18 protein-coding genes and 1 pseudogene are annotated in these 17,997 nt (G+C 43.1%); 10 read left to right on the top strand and 9 right to left on the bottom strand.

All coding sequences use genetic code 11. The annotated features are described in order from the left end of the window. Window positions 1-96: 96 nt before the first annotated feature. On the bottom strand, window positions 97-408 hold the full coding sequence (groES, locus tag IQ276_RS13685; RefSeq protein ID WP_190883693.1) for a co-chaperone GroES: 312 nt from the start codon (window positions 406-408) through the stop codon (window positions 97-99). Window positions 409-825: 417 nt separating this feature from the next. Here groES and IQ276_RS13690 point away from each other — a divergent pair, with 417 nt between their 5' ends. Together IQ276_RS13690 and IQ276_RS13695 are read left to right on the top strand one after the other, a co-directional pair. Further along, on the top strand, window positions 826-1,299 hold the full coding sequence (locus IQ276_RS13690) for a (2Fe-2S) ferredoxin domain-containing protein (RefSeq protein WP_228042876.1): 474 nt from the start codon (window positions 826-828) through the stop codon (window positions 1,297-1,299). Between the two features lie 328 nt (window positions 1,300-1,627). Next, window positions 1,628-2,305 (top strand): response regulator transcription factor, encoded by a 678-nt coding sequence (locus tag IQ276_RS13695; RefSeq protein WP_012407592.1) that lies wholly within the window; start codon window positions 1,628-1,630, stop codon window positions 2,303-2,305. A gap of 71 nt (window positions 2,306-2,376) precedes the next feature. Here IQ276_RS13695 and IQ276_RS13700 read toward each other — a convergent pair whose 3' ends face one another. Next, complete coding sequence (locus tag IQ276_RS13700) at window positions 2,377-2,685, bottom strand: NIL domain-containing protein (RefSeq protein WP_193914605.1); 309 nt, start codon at window positions 2,683-2,685, stop codon at window positions 2,377-2,379. A gap of 323 nt (window positions 2,686-3,008) precedes the next feature. On the opposite strand from IQ276_RS13700, the pseudogene IQ276_RS13705 reads away from it, so the two are divergent. Further along, a pseudogene (locus IQ276_RS13705) lies at window positions 3,009-3,806 on the top strand (Rpn family recombination-promoting nuclease/putative transposase). Between the two features lie 214 nt (window positions 3,807-4,020). Here the strand turns inward: IQ276_RS13705 and asnS are convergent. Both asnS and IQ276_RS13715 read right to left on the bottom strand, forming a co-directional pair. Further along, window positions 4,021-5,412, bottom strand: a complete 1,392-nt coding sequence (gene asnS / locus IQ276_RS13710) for an asparagine--tRNA ligase (protein ID WP_193914603.1) — start codon at window positions 5,410-5,412, stop codon at window positions 4,021-4,023. A gap of 102 nt (window positions 5,413-5,514) precedes the next feature. Beyond that, complete coding sequence (locus IQ276_RS13715) at window positions 5,515-5,877, bottom strand: sll0565 family protein (RefSeq protein ID WP_193914601.1); 363 nt, start codon at window positions 5,875-5,877, stop codon at window positions 5,515-5,517. An 85-nt stretch (window positions 5,878-5,962) separates the two neighbouring features. Between IQ276_RS13715 and IQ276_RS13720 the strand changes: the two genes are divergently transcribed. Further along, window positions 5,963-6,259, top strand: a complete 297-nt coding sequence (locus tag IQ276_RS13720) for a DUF6439 family protein (protein ID WP_193914600.1) — start codon at window positions 5,963-5,965, stop codon at window positions 6,257-6,259. A gap of 237 nt (window positions 6,260-6,496) precedes the next feature. On the opposite strand, the gene IQ276_RS13725 is transcribed toward IQ276_RS13720, so the two are convergent. Next, a complete protein-coding gene (locus IQ276_RS13725; RefSeq protein ID WP_190883687.1) occupies window positions 6,497-6,946 on the bottom strand; it encodes an ATP-binding protein in 450 nt (149 codons plus the stop codon). Between the two features lie 381 nt (window positions 6,947-7,327). Then, entirely contained in the window at window positions 7,328-8,743 is a 1,416-nt protein-coding gene (gene rlmD / locus IQ276_RS13730) for a 23S rRNA (uracil(1939)-C(5))-methyltransferase RlmD (RefSeq protein WP_193925282.1), read from the bottom strand. A gap of 261 nt (window positions 8,744-9,004) precedes the next feature. Here rlmD and IQ276_RS13735 point away from each other — a divergent pair, with 261 nt between their 5' ends. Further along, window positions 9,005-9,490, top strand: coding sequence for an allophycocyanin subunit alpha-B (locus tag IQ276_RS13735; protein ID WP_073640412.1), 486 nt, complete (start codon window positions 9,005-9,007; stop codon window positions 9,488-9,490). A 788-nt stretch (window positions 9,491-10,278) separates the two neighbouring features. Here IQ276_RS13735 and IQ276_RS13740 read toward each other — a convergent pair. Continuing rightward, window positions 10,279-10,563, bottom strand: a complete 285-nt coding sequence (locus IQ276_RS13740; RefSeq protein ID WP_193921591.1) for a hypothetical protein — start codon at window positions 10,561-10,563, stop codon at window positions 10,279-10,281. Window positions 10,564-10,790: 227 nt separating this feature from the next. Between IQ276_RS13740 and IQ276_RS13745 the strand changes: the two genes are divergently transcribed. The 5 genes from IQ276_RS13745 to IQ276_RS13765 all read left to right on the top strand — a co-directional run bounded on the left by IQ276_RS13745 (window position 10,791) and on the right by IQ276_RS13765 (window position 16,540). Next, window positions 10,791-11,105 carry a hypothetical protein gene (locus IQ276_RS13745; protein ID WP_193921593.1) on the top strand — a complete coding sequence of 105 codons (315 nt, stop codon included), beginning with the start codon at window positions 10,791-10,793 and terminating at the stop codon, window positions 11,103-11,105. Further along, window positions 11,092-11,484, top strand: a complete 393-nt coding sequence (locus tag IQ276_RS13750; RefSeq protein ID WP_193921595.1) for a type II toxin-antitoxin system death-on-curing family toxin — start codon at window positions 11,092-11,094, stop codon at window positions 11,482-11,484. Before IQ276_RS13745 ends, IQ276_RS13750 begins: the two co-directional genes overlap by 14 nt. Window positions 11,485-11,526: 42 nt before the next feature. Continuing rightward, the gene (gene purL, locus IQ276_RS13755; protein ID WP_193921597.1) at window positions 11,527-13,899 is read left to right on the top strand and encodes a phosphoribosylformylglycinamidine synthase subunit PurL; all 2,373 of its coding nucleotides are present in this window, start codon (window positions 11,527-11,529) and stop codon (window positions 13,897-13,899) included. 418 nt (window positions 13,900-14,317) lie between these two features. Further along, window positions 14,318-15,823 (top strand): amidophosphoribosyltransferase, encoded by a 1,506-nt coding sequence (purF, locus tag IQ276_RS13760; RefSeq protein ID WP_190883085.1) that lies wholly within the window; start codon window positions 14,318-14,320, stop codon window positions 15,821-15,823. Between the two features lie 150 nt (window positions 15,824-15,973). Next, window positions 15,974-16,540 (top strand): Uma2 family endonuclease, encoded by a 567-nt coding sequence (locus IQ276_RS13765; protein WP_235115650.1) that lies wholly within the window; start codon window positions 15,974-15,976, stop codon window positions 16,538-16,540. Window positions 16,541-16,562: 22 nt separating this feature from the next. Here IQ276_RS13765 and IQ276_RS13770 read toward each other — a convergent pair whose 3' ends face one another. Both IQ276_RS13770 and IQ276_RS13775 read right to left on the bottom strand, forming a co-directional pair. Beyond that, window positions 16,563-16,844, bottom strand: a complete 282-nt coding sequence (locus IQ276_RS13770; protein WP_193925316.1) for a hypothetical protein — start codon at window positions 16,842-16,844, stop codon at window positions 16,563-16,565. 52 nt (window positions 16,845-16,896) lie between these two features. After that, window positions 16,897-17,946, bottom strand: coding sequence for an ABC transporter permease (locus IQ276_RS13775; RefSeq protein ID WP_193925317.1), 1,050 nt, complete (start codon window positions 17,944-17,946; stop codon window positions 16,897-16,899). Window positions 17,947-17,997 lie beyond the last annotated feature (51 nt).

Genomic DNA, 17,997 nt, shown 5'->3' on the forward strand with positions numbered 1-17,997 from the left:
TTAAGTCAATTTTTTTTTGAATTGGGCATTGGGCATTAGGCATTGGGCATCGGAAAAACTCTTTCCTATTCCCCATTCCCTATTCCCCATTCCCCACTAGATAACGACTGCTAAAATATCTTTTTCAGAAAGCAGTACATATTCTTCGGTGCCTAGTTTGATGTCAGTACCAGCGTACTTAGAGTACAGCACCTTATCACCAACTTTAATTTCCAACTCTTGACGGCTACCGTCGTCATTACGCTTGCCAGGACCGAGGGAGACTACTTCTCCTACCTGGGGCTTTTCCTTAGCGGTGTCGGGCAAATACAGACCACCTGCGGTCTTTTCCTCAGAGGCGCTCACTTTCACGAAAACGCGATCGCCCAAAGGTTTTACTGTAGAAACGGTTAAAGATATTGCTGCCATGTGTTTTTCTCCAGAGTTTAGCACTCTCAACTCCTGAGTGCTAATCTACCTAAAAGCGGCGTCCAATGGCAAGATTTTCTTAAGTACGGGTTCCCGAACTAGAATATCTTGGGTGTACTTAAGTATAAATGCTTAATTATTTTTACCTTTCGGGTTCTGTTGCCCAAGCTACGAATATTTTTATAGGGACTAGGGATTGGGTACTGGGGAATGGGGACTGGGGACTAGGTAGAGATGAGCAGAGGGTAAGTTGCAGTAAGCCTTTCCCTTGTGCTTCCCGCCTCTTCCAATGCCCCAATCCCAGGTACCCAATCCCCAGTACCCAATCCCCAGTCCCCAATTCCCAGTACCCATCTCAGTAAACTTTATTTGCAAAGCTTGGAAATTGTTATAGAACTGTAATCAGGGAGCCGCTCTATGAGTAAGAATAAGGTGATCCAGAAAAGCCATCAAATCCCCAAAACCACCAAGTCTCTTGAACATAAAGCCCTGAGTAATTGTGTAGAAAGTTTAGGATTGGCAAAAATTCAGCGACATATTTTTATTTGTGCTGACCAAACAACTCCTAACTGCTGCTCAAAACGAGCTAGTCTGGAATCTTGGGAGTACTTAAAAAAGCGACTTAAAGAGTTAAAACTCGACAAGCCGCAAGCAAGTCATCCCATTTGCGTCTTTAGAACTAAAGCCAATTGCTTGCAGGTTTGTTGTTCTGGACCCATAATGGTGGTCTACCCTGATGGGATCTGGTATCGCCAAGCAAACCCAGAAGTTATTGAGCGGATCATCCAAGAACACTTAATAGGCAATAAGGTGGTAGAAGAATATGCATTTTTAACCCATCCTTTGCCAGAAACTTCCCTGGTTTCTTGTGAACACCTCATAGAGGCTTAACAACCGAAGGATACGTCATAGCAGTAAGCTTTAAGAAAGTGCGGCTTGGTTTTGAGGTAGGGTCATCTTTAAGCCAATACTTAACTAGTGAGTCAGAAAGATTATTATTTAATCAGTGTTTTTTAGCTCGTCACTTTCAAAGCGATATATAATAGCGCATTATAGATACTACTGCTATACGTATCCTTGCTGGACTTTTGCTATCGAGCTAGTAGTCTCTTGAAAGTGCTCGGCATTTTTGAGACTTGAGACAGCAAAGGCAAGTTAAGTAGGCAAAAGGACAACATCTCACATAAACCACCATAGAGGATAAATATTCAAGACCTTGATGGACCGAAGCGCGACAAGTGCCACTGCTATGAAAGAGCCCAGCATGAAAGATCACAAACGACTTCTATTGATTGATGATGACCCTAACCTCATCTTGCTGGTGAAGGATTACTTAGAATTCCGGGGATATGAAGTCATCACCGCCGAAAATGGACGTGAAGCTCTGGAAATTTTAGAGCAAGATGTTCCAGACATGATCATCTGCGATGTGATGATGCCGGAAATGGACGGATATACTTTTGTGGAACAAGTCCGGCAAAACGAACGCACCAGCTGGATTCCAGTTCTTTTCCTTTCAGCTAAAGGACAAAGTGCAGACCGAGTTAAAGGTCTGAACAAAGGTGCTGATGTTTATATGGTCAAGCCTTTTGAACCAGAAGAACTCGTAGCCCAAGTTGAGTCCTCACTGAAACAAACTATCCGTTGGAAAGAACACCAAGCAAAAGGAGGCGAAAACGGTTCCCGCATCCAAGTTCCCTTTGATGTGCAGTTAACCCCAACCGAACTGAAAGTAGTTCAGTTTGTAGCTAGGGGTTTAGCTAACCGCGAAATCGCTGAAGAACTTAACGTTAGTCAGCGTACAGTTGAAAGCCATGTGTCCAATATGTTGGGCAAAACCAATCTCCACAACCGCACTGAACTGGCGCGGTGGGCGATTGAAAATCAAATGGCATAGCCAATTTTAGATTTTAGATTTTGGATTTTGGATTGATAACCTAAAATCCAAAATCCGAAATCCAAAATTGATTACCAACCATCTTCTTCAGGATTGGATTGACGCAAAACTTCTAAATCCAGTTCATCTAAGTAGGTCAAAGCGCTTTCAATCTGGGAAGTTGTTCCTCGTAGTTCCAAGTCGAAACAACTATATTCTGGTGCGTTTGCGCTTAACTCAGCAGCAGCAATAAGAATTGTGACACCGTAGTGAGAAACCAGTCGTGAAATGACTGGTTCCTCATGCAGATCTTTAGGAATGCGAACTTGGATGCGAGTTTGGGTGCGTCTATTATCTAAAATATCAGTATTAGATTTCACCTGTTTATCTGGAATTGCCATTGTAGTTTCCTATTCGACTTCTGAGATGAAGGTTTTGCTTCGCATCATTTCTTTCAAGACTCAATCCAAACCAGGAATCTAGATAAAGATGAAGAATTACTCATAATCTAGTAGTAACGAGCTTAATCGTTATTTTATATTGATTTTGAATCAAAGTTAAATATAAACAATCTGTAGGGTTACAACGATGGTTGTGTCCCTACTTTTTTGTATACATTTGGAAAGTGGTGTAGTAATAGTAGGTTGGGTTGACACGAGGAAACCCAATTCCAACAAATTTAATTTTTATCAAAAATATTTAATAAACTTTACTTAAGCCTGCCATGTATGACAATATTTGTAAATTCATTGCCGAAAACTTCAAAGATGATTTAGCAACATGGTTACTAGGTTCACCGATTAAACTAACAGAACTTAGCCCTACTGAATTATCAAGTGAACCAATTCGCGCCGACTCATTAATCTTATTACAATCTGATAATTTAGTTTTACATACCGAGTTTCAAACCGATCCTGATGAAGATATGCCCTTTAGGATGTTAGATTATCGGGTTAGGGTTTATCGCCGTTTTCCTAACAAGGAAATGCGTCAAGTAGTAATCTATTTAAGAAAAACAAATTCAGAATTAGTCAGTCAAGATAGTTTTAAATTAAACAATACTTACCATCAGTTTGAGGTGATACGCCTGTGGTAACAGCCAACAGACATATTTATGACTACTCCAGGTTTACTACCCTTTGCCGTGCTAAGTAAGACAAACGATCCTACAATGGTATTAACCCACCTAGCCAAAGCAGTTGAAGCAATTAGCGATCGCCAGCTACAAAGAAATATAGCTGCTGCCAGTGGGATTTTAGCAGGTCTAGTCTTAAATAAAAATGTAATTAGCAAAATTTTCAGGAGTGAGATTATGCGCGAATCAGTCATTTATCAACAAATCCTAGAAGAAGGCGAAGCCAAAGGCAAAGCAGAAGGCAAAGCAGAAGGTAAAGCAGAAACAACAAGAAAGTTGACTTTAAATTTGCTGCGAATTGGAATGAGTTTAGAGCAAATTGCTGAAGTTACTGAATTATCTATTGAGCAAATTCAAGTTTTACAACAGGAGATTCAAAAATCTTGAATAAGAATTCAGAATTCAGAATTCAGAATTCAGAATGAATATAGTGGAGAATTGAGACCCACTACTTAGAAAATAGGTGACAATACAGTTCAGTTAAGCCCAAAACCCTCATGTAGAGACGCGATGAATCGCGTCTGAAAGACCAATATTCCACGCCAATAACCCTTAACTGAACCGTATTGATTTCTAATCGCTTAGTTTTGAAATCCTTAAACTAAAACTCAGCACTTTGCGGTGTACGCGGGAAGGGAATTACATCACGAATATTTGCCATTCCGGTGATGAATTGCACGAGTCTTTCAAAACCCAAACCAAAACCAGCGTGAGGAACAGTACCATAACGACGCAAATCTAGATACCACCACAACTCCTCTGGGTTTAACCCTTGGGCTAGTACGCGACGTTCTAGAACTTCTAAGCGTTCTTCTCTCTGGGAACCACCAATAATTTCGCCAATTTTTGGGGCGAGAATATCCATTGCGCGGACGGTTTTTTCATCGTCGTTCAAGCGCATATAAAAAGCTTTTATTTTCGCTGGATAATCTGTGACGATTACTGGTTTTTTAAACTTTTGTTCAGCCAGGTAACGTTCGTGTTCTGATTGTAAATCTAAGCCCCAACTGACAGGATATTCAAATTTGACATCAGCTTTTTCTAAAAGTGCGATCGCTTCTGTGTAAGTTAAGCGTTGAAATTCATTGTTAATAATATTCTCGGCTGTTGCCAACACAGTATTATCAATACGCTCATTGAAAAATTCCATATCTTCTGGGCAAGTTTCCAACACATATTTAAAAATGTGTTTGAGAAACGCCTCAGCTAAATCCATATCGCCTTCTAAATCACAAAAAGCCATTTCTGGCTCAACCATCCAAAATTCTGCTAAATGACGCGAAGTATTGGAATTTTCTGCACGGAAGGTAGGGCCAAATGTGTAGACGTTGCTAAACGCCATCGCCATGATTTCGGCTTCTAATTGACCGCTAACTGTTAAATATGTTGGTTTCGCAAAAAAGTCTTGGCTGTAATCTATTGCTTGATTTTCAGTGCGGGGAATATTTTTTAAATCCAAACTAGTAACGCTAAAAAGTTCACCCGCGCCTTCACAATCGCTAGCAGTGATGATGGGTGTGTGTACCCACAAAAAGCCTCTTTCTTGGAAGAATTGGTGAATTGCAGCCGAACAAGCATTTCTCACCCGAAAAACCGCACCAAAAGAATTAGTCCGCGATCGCAAATGTCCAATGGTTCGCAGAAACTCAAAGGAATGACGCTTCTTTTGCAGGGGATATGTATCGGGATCAGCTTCTCCGTGGACTGTTATGGATTCTGCTTTCAACTCAATCCGCTGTCCTTTTCCTAAGGAAGCCACTAACACCCCACGCACCTCAACAGCAGCACCTGTATTCAGCTTTTTCAAGATAGGTTCGTAATCTGGCAAATCCTGATTGATGACGACTTGCAAATTAGCTAGCGATGAGCCGTCATTAACTTCAATAAAAGCAAATCCTTTGGACTCACGTTTTGTTCTCACCCAGCCTTGAACTTGGAGAGACTCATCAGGTTGACCACTCCGCAATATTTCTGCAATCCGTCGATTTACCATATTATGCAACTTATATTTCGTCAATGTAGGGACTAAAGATATTAAAGAATGTTAACTCATTAACCCAATCCAAAATCCAAAATTTAAAATCCAAAATTGGGCTTATCCAGCATAAGACTTTAATATCCAGCCTATGATAACGCCCATTCCACCAAAGCGGACGGCCTGCCAGAAAGGTTTTTTGAGACTACGCCAAGAAAATAACTGGCTTTCTAAGTTGAGTTCTAGCGTCTCCAAGTGCTGTTTGATTTGCCGTAACTCTGCTTTGATTTCTGGTGTCTGAGATTTGTGGCGCTTTAATTGATCCTGACGCTGCTGCAATTGAGCCTTTTGCTGACGATCGCGCTGCACTTGATTGTAACGTTCTCTCAAGGATAAGAGCGATCGCTCTACTTCCTCGATTTCTTGTGACAAATCTGGTTCCGGATTTTCCCCTGGTGGTTGTGATTGTTGAGACGGCTTCATTTACAAGTAGTAGACTAAGATTAAAGACTAGTCTGCCAATAGTCAAAATTAAAACTATAAGTTCTCAACTCAGCACTCATAATTTATGCCTCAATCTACCCAGCTGCCGAAAACCAGTCAACTGAATGAATTTAGTACTTTAGAACTAGCCCAAGCCTTAATGCAAAGACTGAGCATTTCTCCTGACGATTGGCATCGCCTCAAGTCTAACCGCAATTCCCGCGCTAATGAACAAGTGGCAGCAGCTCTTGTTTATCTTTTAAACAATCAGCCACAAGAAGCCCAAGCGAGACTAGAACAAGCAGTTGGTTGGCTAGATCGTTCTATTTCTGCTCCTCCCTGTCCAAGTCACGGAAATAAGGGAGTAGTGAGTGGGGAGTAGGGAATGGTTTCCTCACTCGCCACGGGAGCAACGCGATTTTGTGAGCAGGGGGAGCAGGGGGAGCAGGGGGAGACAAAGAAATAAGTTTATTCATGGATATCGAGGTAGTAAAAAATACTAAAAATTTCTCTTTACTCCCCCTGCTTCCCCTGCCTCCCCTGCCTCCCCTGCTAACTTCATGATGATCTCACTTTTTCGCGCTGCTCCCCTCGCCATTCACCATTTCCCACTCCCCTCTTAACGCCGCAGAGATAGTCCCCGGCGATTTTGCATTTGTTTACAAAGCCTCAATTCTGTGCCTTTGCGGTTCCACTCTACCTGATCGAAAATTTGATGGAGAAGACAAAGACCACGACCACTTTCTGCTTCATCTGGTGGTAGATAGTCAGTTGGTTCTTCATCACTAATCGCTGAGGGAGTAAAGCCGCTACCCTGGTCTGAAATTATCCACCAATATTGATTATCTATTAAGGAAAAACGGACTACAACTCTTTTACTCGGATCGAGATTATTGCCATGTTTAGCTGCATTTACTAGGGCTTCTTGAAGTCCTAAACGCAGTTCTGATTGTAATTTTGCTGGAATTTCTGCCAACAATAAATCTAATATTGGACAAAGATAGAGGGTTGAGGCAAAACTAATTGTGCCCCAATAACGTCCAACTGGACGGAGGGAAATAGTAATCACTAGAGAAACCCCATAGCTTTCAGTTAGCTAGACATCAGTTTGGTGTCACAGGCACCCTGATAAAAATTGAGGTGGTCATGCTGCCTTCAAACTTGCGTCTTTAAAACTAAATTTTGAAAATGCTAGGGAGCATTGGCTCTATAAATAAGTTGGGATTGTTGGAATATATAACGGCTGTAATAAATTTGATAATGGAATTAGCAACTTCAAAAGATGCTATGAATTTTATTGAGTATTGGTATACTCTAAGGGACTTGCCGATTTGTAATTTACACAATCCCATCCATACTTTTAAGAGCCGATGCAACTTGAATTTCTTTAAACAAAATGAATTTCTATTTTTAGCTTAATTCGATTTTAGCATTATTAGTATGCACTAGACTACAAATTTGAAATTTCAGTTTTTTTAAAGGAATCAGCATCCTTATCCAAATCTGATAGCACAAGAAAGGCGGCAGCTTCCACATGAGCAGTTTGGGGAAAAAAATCAGCAGGTTGTACCCGTGCGATCTTATATTGCCCATCTTCACAGAGTAATTTCAGATCGCGGGCGAGGGTGGCTACTTTACAGCTGACGTAAACAATCCGGGATGGTTTCAATTGCCGTAAAGTATCGATGACAGCGCGATCGCATCCTTTACGTGGTGGATCGAGGATTACGACTTCTGGTATTGTGCCCATTTTTGGCAGTAATTTCTCAACTGCGCCGACTTGGAACGTCACATTCTTAATTTCATTGCGGTGGGCATTCAAAATAGCTTGTTCCACGGCTGCTGGTTGCACTTCCAAGCCTGTAGCAAGACGTACTTGTTTGGCGAGGGGCAAAGTTAAAGTGCCGATACCACAGTAGGCGTCAACTAGGAATTCATGCCCTTGAAGATTGAGTTCTGACTGAATTACCTCCAATAGTGCCTCTGCTGTTTCTGTATAAACTTGGAAAAATGTATCTGGGCGCACTTGAAATTCCAGTCCAGCAAATCTTTCACGCAGGTGGGGTACTCCAGCGATGCAACGGGTTTCTGATCCAAAGATAGCATTTGTGCGATCGCCATTGCGATTGAGGCACACTCCCATTAGCTGCGGATAACGCTTTAACCATTCCTGGGCTTGGGTTTCAATTTTTGGTAAATTCCAGTCCTTCACCACCAAAGTCAGCAACATTTCGCCAGTGTGGCGGCCGATGCGTAAACTCAGATGCCGAATTTGCCCAAGGTGGCGGCGTTCGTCGTAAATTTGCCAACCCTGCTGTTGGATATCCTGCTTTACTTCGGCAAGCATAGGATTTAAACGTGCGTCTTGGACTGGACATTGATTTAAGTTAATTAATTGGTGACTACCTTTTTGGTAGTAACCAGCTTGTACTTGTCCTGTTGCCGACGTGCCTAGAGGATAGGTAGATTTATTTCGGTAGCCAAAAGCAGAAGCAGCAGCCAATACTGGGTCTACTGGTGGTTGGATAAAACCGCCAATACGTTCCAAAGCTTGGATAACTTGATTTTGCTTAGCGACAAGCTGGTAATCATAATCAATATGCTGCCACTGGCAACCACCACACTTATCCGCCACAATACAACCAGGGCGGATGCGATGGGGAGATGGTTGCAATAGCTCGTGGAGCTTAGCTTGGGCGTATTTAGGTTTAACATGTAGTAAACGGACAAGAGCGCGATCGCCTGGTACAGTATCCGGGACAAACACTACACGTTCATTAGCGCGTCCCACGCCATCGCCAGTATCACTCAGATTAGCGATCGTCACTTCAATTAATTCACCTTGTTGCCAAATTATTTTAGTCATTTGTTATTCGTCATTTATCATTTGTCATTTGTTATTGGGTATTGGGCATTGAAAAGAGGCTCCACGGGCAGAGGGTAAGACTGACTACAACTTCCCATCTGCTCCCCCAGTCCCCAGTCCCCAGTCCCCAATAAAGAGTCCCTAATCCCTCATCCTCTAGCCAAACGTGTAAATTCAATACATAACTAGCTCCTATCCCTTCACTTGTGTACCTCCGACTCGCTAAACTAGCAGATAATATTTAAGGTGATTTCAATCATCATGACTGTAATTAGCCAAGTTATTCTCAGAGCCGACGACGAACTGCGTTATCCCAGCAGTGGCGAACTTAAAAATATCAAAGACTTTTTGGAAACCGGCGTACAACGGACGCGCATTGCTGCGACCCTAGCTGAAAATGAAAAAAAGATAGTTCAGGAAGCAACCAAACAACTTTGGCAAAAGCGCCCTGACTTTATCTCTCCTGGTGGTAATGCCTATGGTGAGCGCCAACGCTCTCTATGTGTCCGTGATTTTGGTTGGTACTTACGCCTAATTACTTATGGTGTACTTGCCGGCGACAAAGAGCCAATTGAAAAAATTGGTTTGATTGGCGTGCGGGAAATGTACAACTCATTGGGCGTTCCCGTGCCTGGAATGGTAGAAGCTATCAATTCACTCAAAACTGCCGCTCTCGACTTACTGAGTGCAGAAGATTCTATCCAAGCTGCACCATACTTTGATTACATCATTCAAGCGATGTCTTAATACAAAGTGTGTGCTGATTCTAGGAGTATGCTTTTGCTCTACTAGAGTGAGTGTCAAGTTTTAGCACTCGATAAGCATAAGATTACCAATTTGATCATAACTTCCCCACATTTGGTAGTGGCTGTGGCTAAATCTCTGTCAAGTTACCAACCAGTTGTGGGGAAATTTTATTTATGTATGGGGAATGGGGCATGGGGCATGGGGTAGGGGAGATGAGGAGATGGGGAAATGGGGAGATGGGGAGAGAATTTAACCCCACCACCCCACTCCTTCCACGTTCCCAATGCCCAATGCCCAATGCCCAATGACTAATAACAAAAAACCGACAGTCCTTAAAAAAGGCTGTCGGTAACTAGTGTGTTCCCTATTAATGACTCGGCTAGAGTTCAGTTGTCCTTAATTATGCCTAGCTGGCGATCGCAATGAGACGATCCTAATCATGTATAAGTGTGATTGTCGTCACTTGATTGTTACAGCTAAGCTGCATATGCCCGAATAATCTCTGAGTGACAGTAGATTTATACAAGTTAGGGAGTTAGAAATTTCACTGAGATTCAAAAATCAAGTTCTCCATCTGGTGTAAAGTTGTCGATATTGCTCTTGTTTACCTCTTGCTCAGGACGATGCTGTTGAGGGCATTCTGGGATTGTACTACTCAATCTGAGAAGTAAGTTTGCTTTATATTAAAAAATGCTAAGAAAGCTTAGTTTAAAAGTTTAATGAGGAGCGATCGTGGTCAAAATTATACGAAATTAAAAGTGCGATCGTGCTTTACAACATAAAATTAACTAGCAGCCCAAAATACTTTTAACGGCATTCACCAACATAGCTACTAATTGAACTGATGCGGTGGCTGCACCAATTGTATTCAGCATTCCTCCTATTGCTGCTGATATTGCCTCTATACTCGCTCCTGCTATAAGCATTGTTATTACTGTACTTGCAATAGAAACAATCCCAGTAGCAGCTATACCCGAACCAGCTAAAATTGCGCCAATTATAGCAATAACAATAGTCCATTCCAATGGATTAGGACTGTGACAAACCTGAATAAAGATTATAGGTAAATTCATTTTCCTACTTCAATAATGTTGCATTTAGTTAATCTTAATTTTACAAACAAGTCTTTATTTGTAATAATAGTAAAATTACTCGAATTATCCCCCTTCACCTTAATTTGCTAGTAAATTAAGTGTTTTTGCAGTTGCCTTCATTGAGTAAATCACAATAGCGCGATAAGCTAGAGTTAGCAGCAGAACTGATTCACAACGTCTTGCAACAAACTTAGCTTGGGATAACGATGACAACAGAACAAAAGCACAGCACTTATTTATCAGAAGCTGAAAGCCGTTTGCGTCAACTTCCTCCTGAGAAGTTGCGAGTAGCAGTTGCAATTCTTGCTTATCTGCAAAAAACACAAGAAAACGAAGCAACTGAGAAACTGTTATTAAATATTCCTGATTTTGCCGAATATTTCCGCGAAATTGAACAAAATGAACATAAATTAGAAAATACTGCCTCCAATCAAATTGCCTCAGATGAAGAAGTATGGCAGGCTTATTTGGTAGTTGAAAAAAAATGGGAAGAGGTTTTTCGCCGCCTTGCAGACTCCTAAATTTCTGACTATTTCTCAAGTCTTAGATATTCACCAACGCCAAATTCAAAAATTTGGTGGAACATCAGGTGTCAGAGACGAAGGTTTGCTAGATTCAGCACTGGCACAACCTCAAGCCACCTTTGGCGGCGAACTTCTTCATCCGACAATTGGTGAGCAAGCAGCAGCATACCTGTACCATTTAGCAATGAACCATCCGTTTATTGATGGCAACAAGCGCACGGCATTTGCGGTTATGGATACCTTCATAACCGTAAACGGCTACAGCTTGAACTTATCCCAAGAGCAAGCTTACAACTTGGTGATTCAAGTAGTTCAGAGGGAAATATCCAAAGAAGAATTATCCGCATTTCTGGAACTGCATCTACAAGGCAAGTAAATCGATAGAATAATTCTCTGTCCCCCAGAGTGCATTAGTTCCATGACTGCAACCTCAAAACCAGCTTTTTCAGCTGAAGAAATCGCCGCTGAAGGTATAAAGCCAGAAGAATACGCAGAAATTGTCCGTCGTTTAGGGCGTCATCCCAACAAAGCCGAACTGGGAATGTTTGGGGTAATGTGGTCAGAACATTGCTGTTACAAAAATTCTCGACCTTTACTCAAACAGTTTCCTACAGAAGGCGATCGCATTCTGGTAGGGCCTGGTGAAAATGCTGGTGTTGTAGATTTGGGTGACGGACTCCAATTAGCCTTTAAAATAGAATCCCACAACCACCCCTCAGCAGTCGAACCCTTTCAGGGAGCGGCAACGGGAGTAGGAGGCATTCTCAGGGATATTTTTACAATGGGTGCGCGTCCCATTGCCATCTTAAACTCGCTGCGCTTTGGTTCCTTAGAAGATGCCAAAACCCAAAGGTTATTCACTGGTGTAGTATCAGGAATCTCTCATTATGGTAATTGTGTCGGAGTACCCACCGTTGGTGGTGAAGTTTACTTTGATCCTGCTTACTCTGGTAATCCCCTGGTGAATGTGATGGCGCTGGGGTTGATGGAAACGCCAGAAATCGTCAAATCTGGGGCATCTGGCTTAGGTAACCCTGTGTTGTATGTCGGTTCCACCACCGGGCGCGATGGGATGGGAGGCGCGAGTTTTGCCAGTGCAGAATTGAGTGATAAATCAATGGACGATCGCCCTGCTGTGCAAGTAGGCGACCCCTTTTTGGAAAAGTCGTTAATTGAAGCTTGTTTGGAAGCTTTTAAAACAGGTGCAGTTGTCGCCGCCCAGGATATGGGAGCAGCAGGAATCACCTGTTCGACTTCCGAGATGGCGGCAAAAGGCGGTGTGGGAATTGAACTAGATTTAGATAAAATTCCCGTGCGGGAGCTAGGGATGATTCCCTATGAATACCTGCTTTCCGAATCTCAAGAACGGATGTTGTTTGTTGCCCACAAAGGGCGCGAGCAAGAGTTAATCGATATTTTTCACCGCTGGGGACTTCAGGCTGTTGTTGCCGGTACAGTGATTGGTGAACCTATTGTGCGGATTCTTTACCAAGGTGAAGTCGCAGCAGAAATTCCCGCTGAGGCTTTGGCAGAGAATACCCCGCTTTATCAACGGGACTTGTTGGCAGAACCACCAGAATATGCCCGTCAAGCTTGGGAATGGACTGCTGATTCTTTGCCTGATTGTACAATTGCTGGAATCGAACTCCAAGGACGCCTGCAAAGCTGGAATGATATTCTCTTAACTTTGCTCGATACACCCACGATCGCTTCTAAAAGCTGGGTATATCGTCAGTACGACCATCAAGTACAAAACAACACAGTAATTTTACCAGGTGGTGCAGATGCCGCTGTTATCCGTTTGCGCCCACTGGAAGAAATCCCCAATCTCAAATCCCCAATCCAAAATCCAAAATCGGCAGTGGCGGCTACGGTTGATTGCAATTCTCGTTACGTTTATCTTGATCCCTATGAAGGAGCTAAGGCAGTGGTGGCGGAAGCAGCACGCAATCTTAGTTGTGTAGGTGCAGAACCTCTGGCGGTGACAGATAACCTCAATTTTGGCTCTCCAGAAAAACCAATTGGCTACTGGCAATTAGCAGAAGCTTGTCGTGGTTTGGCAGAAGGTTGCCGAGAACTGGCAACACCAGTTACAGGCGGAAATGTCTCTTTGTACAATGAAACCCTTGATTCCCAAGGGACTCCCCAACCAATTTATCCGACTCCTGTTGTGGGTATGGTGGGGTTGATTCCCGATATCACCAAAATTTGTGGTCAAGGTTGGCAAACAGCAGGCGATGTGATTTATCTTCTGGGATTACCTTTAGCATCCCAACTCACCTTGGGAGCATCTGAGTATTTAGCCACCATCCACGGTACTGTTGCCGGAAAACCGCCACAAATAGATTTTGATTTGGAACGTCGGGTACAGAAAGTTTGTCGTGACGGAATTCGTAATGGTTGGGTACATTCAGCCCACGATTGTGCTGAGGGAGGAATCGCGATCGCCTTAGCAGAATGTTGCATTTCTGGCAACCTTGGCGCCCAAATCAATTTAGAAATAGTATCAAACCAGTCACAACGGCTCGATGAGGTACTTTTTGCCGAAGGTGGTGCCAGAATTTTAGTTTCCATAGCACCAGAACAACAAGAAATTTGGGAATCATACTTACAGGAACATTTGGGTCAAGAGTGGCAAAAACTGGGTATAGTCGGTAATTTCGAGGCGGGTTTGGGGGTTTTAACCACTGACAACCAAGCCTTAATCAAAGTTAATATTGAACATATGAGCGATCGTTATTCCCAGGCGATCGTCAGGCGTCTCGCCATCCACACCACTACCCCCAGTTGAAGAAGTGAGGAGTGAAATTAGAAAAGTTAGGAGTTCAGAGTCATGAGTTAAGCATAAAAAGCCTAACTCATGACTCCTGACTCCTAAGTTCTCACTCTTCACTGACAAATTATTAACCTTTGTGAACAAAATTACGGTACTGTTTTAATGGATGGTTAAAGATTTATTAAGAACTCTGCGACTATCTATCGACATAATCCCAGTGAATGGACTACCAAATTTTAGATTTTGGATTAAGAGTACTTTTTCTACTGAATGTATCATCCGTCAATAGCAGGTTAAACAAATCTTAAATTCTCAAGCCGCATTCCTTTTGGGGTGCGGTCAATCCAAAAGACGCTCGCGGACTCAGTAACGCTTCGCTATCGCAAATTTCAAATCCAAAATTGATTGACCCCCCACCAGGAGCAAAGCTAGCATGACTTCTATTCATTCTGTCACTTCGGATGAATACCCCGACCAGACCAACAACCCAATCGATAGTTATGAAAATCATCCCGACAAGCCAGAAGAAGCTTGCGGTGTTTTTGGTATTTACGCGCCAGGAGAAAACGTTGCTAAACTAAGCTACTTTGGATTGTATGCCCTCCAGCATCGGGGTCAAGAATCAGCTGGTATTGCTACCTTTGAGGGTACGAAAGTCCACCTCCACAAAGATATGGGCTTAGTGTCTCAAGTCTTCAACGAATCGATCTTGGAACAGTTACCTGGTAGCCTTGCTGTTGGTCACACTCGTTATTCCACTACAGGTTCTAGCCGCAGAGTTAACGCTCAACCTGCTGTCATTGAAACTCGCTTAGGTTCGGTAGCGTTAGCACATAATGGTAATTTAGTCAATACAGTGCAATTGCGCCAAGAGTTGCTGGAGAACAAATACAACCTAATCACAACAACAGACTCAGAAATGATCGCTTTTGCCATCGCCCAAGCGATCGATGCGGGTGCAGATTGGCTAGAAGGTGCAATTGAGGCGTTTCAGCGTTGTCAAGGAGCCTTTAGTTTAGTTATTGGTACTCCCGTTGGCGTCATGGGCGTGCGCGACCCCAATGGCATTCGCCCCTTAGTCATCGGTACTTTGCCAGGTAATCCCATCCGTTACGTTTTGGCTTCGGAAACCTGTGGTTTAGACATTATTGGAGCCGAATACCTGCGGGATGTAGAACCAGGTGAATTAGTTTGGATTACCGAAGAAGGTTTGGCTTCCTATCACTGGAGTCAACAGCCCCAGCGAAAATTGTGTATCTTCGAGATGATTTACTTTGCCCGCCCCGATAGCATCATGCACAACGAGAGTTTGTACAGCTACCGGATGCGATTAGGGAGGCAACTAGCTAAAGAATCCGCTGTAGATGCCGATATTGTCTTTGGTGTTCCTGATTCTGGCATCCCTGCTGCCATTGGATTTTCCCAAGCTTCTGGTGTCCTCTACATGGAAGGGCTGATTAAAAATCGCTACGTTGGGCGAACCTTTATTCAACCAACCCAAACCATGCGCGAGTCAGGCCTGAAGATGAAACTCAACCCCCTCAAAGATGTGCTGGTTGGTAAAAGAGTGATCATCGTAGATGACTCAATTGTGCGCGGTACTACCAGCCGAAAACTGGTTAAAACTTTGCGTGAGGCTGGTGCAGTAGAAGTACATATGCGAATTTCTTCTCCGCCAGTGACTCATCCTTGTTTCTATGGCATCGATACTGATTCTCAAGATCAGCTAATTGCTGCTACTAAATCAGTAGAAGAAATCGCCAAGCAACTGGAAGTGGATAGTCTTGCTTATCTCAGCTGGGAGGGAATGCTAACAGCCACAGGAGAAGACACTAATAGTTTTTGTTCTGCCTGTTTTACAGGAGATTATCCAGTAGCGATTCCTGAACAGGTGAAGCGTTCTAAGTTGATTTTGGAAAAAGAAAAGGTAGTAGTGTAGGGAGTGGGGAGTGGGATGCTCCCGTAGAAGGAGCAGGGGAGGCAGGGGGAGCAGGGGAGGCAGGGGGAGAAAGAATAACCAATGCCCCATGCCCCATGCCCAATGCCTCATCTAGCTAAAATAGGTAAATACCTTAACAAATAATGATTTATGAACCAGCCGATATCTGAGAGAGTGCGCTGGACTACTGCCGACTTAGAATTGTTTCCAGATAACGGGAACCGCTATGAAATTATTGACGGAGAATTGTTTGTGACCAGAGCGCCTCACTGGAATCATCAAAAAACTTGTGTCAGAATTAGTACTTCGCTGGATAATTGGTCACAGACTACTGGTCTAGGAGAAGTTGTACCTGCTCCAGGAGTAATTTTTGGCGAGAATGATAATGTGATTCCTGATGTTGTCTGGGTTAGCAATGAGAGATTGCTCCTACTTTTAGACGAGGCGGGGCATTTAACTGGTGCGCCAGAACTAGTGGTAGAGGTACTATCTCTTGGTAGTGAGAACGAAAAGCGGGATAGGGAACTGAAACTGAAGCTCTACTCTTCACGGGGAGTGAGAGAATATTGGATTGTGGACTGGCACAAGCAACAAGTGGAAGTTTATCGACGGGAACAAGGGAGTTTAAAGTTAGTTGCTACGTTGTTCAATGGTGATGAACTAAATTCACCGATATTGCCTAATTTTACTTGTGCGATCGCCTCCTTATTTAGCTGAAACAGCAGAAGCAAACTAGTTTTCAACTATATTGTAAAAACTCGACTTTCGGCAATAACGGGTCAGTTACAATGCCCACACCAGTAAAACCCCAGCGTTTGAGCAAACTTCCTAACTGTGTACCAGCAATTGATTCTATCGCAAAACGATTTGCCACCTCTCCTGCATGGGTGTTGAGATAACTAAGAGCATCAAAATTTTCCCGAAACAATAATACATAACCTGATGCTTCAGCATTGGGACGAGCTGTCAGGTAACGACCATCACTTTTTGAACGCACCAGGTAATAGACTTCGGACAACATGGAGTGGGGAGTGGGGGGACGCGGAGAATAACAAATGACCAATGACTAATGACTAATTTAGATTTTCTAAACGAATACGTGGGTCGGCAACTTTAAGCATTAAGTCAGCAATTAAGTTACCAATAATTAGCAAAACTGCACTCATCACTAAACTGGCCATGACTAAATATAAATCTTGAGACATTACAGCTTGTAAAGTCAATCTTCCTAAACCAGGCCAGTTGAAGAATTGTTCGGCGATGAATGCACCGCTTAATAAACTAGCTAACTCGAAGCCCAATAGAGTAATTAGAGGGTTGATGGCGTTGCGGAGAGCATGAACATATATTACGCGATTTTCCGGTAGTCCCTTAGCACGAGCTGTTTGGATGTAATCTTGACGCAGAACATCTAATAATTCGCCGCGAGTGATGCGTTGTAAACCAGCAAAACTAGTAATTGAGAGGGCGATGGTGGGTAAAATCATGTGCCAGCCAACATCGACGATTTTGCCAAACCAATTTAGTTCCGAGTGATTGATGCTAGTCATACCACCTACCGGGAACAACGGTGAGGTGATTTGAGCGAAGAAAAGCAGCACTAAAACGGTGATGAAACTGGGAAATCCTTGTCCAGCGTAACTAATGACTTGTAAAACGCGGTCAGCCCAACGATTTTGCTTGATGGCAGCGATAATGCCCAAGGGAATGGCGATCGCCCAAGTTACAATCAAAGAAGCGATCGCTAACAGCAAAGTTGCCGGTACTCGTTCCCACAACAGCGATACTACTGAGCGTTTATAAGAAAAACTCGGGCCAAAGTCGCCTTTCGAGACAATATTCCACAACCAAAGCCAAAATTGTTCCACCCAGGACTTATTTAAGCCCCAAAACTCCCGTAAGGCCTTAATTTGGTCTCTAGATTTTTTCGGATCTGCTTCTAATTGAGTGACAAAATCTCCCGGAGCAAGTTGCATAACCAGAAACGATAGCGCAGACGCCAAAAACAAAGTCAGCAATGCCTGCAACAGCCGCTTCATTACGTATATAAAAGTTTCGCTTGTGACTAGCCTAATCAGCCAATCCCAACCCGTTGCTAAAGAAATTTTTGCTGTAGATGTCATAACATTCTGTTAGTCGTTGGTTGTCATCTGCATTACGTTTCATGATCGCTG

This window comes from Desmonostoc muscorum LEGE 12446, assembly GCF_015207005.2.
GTDB lineage: Bacteria > Cyanobacteriota > Cyanobacteriia > Cyanobacteriales > Nostocaceae > Nostoc > Nostoc muscorum.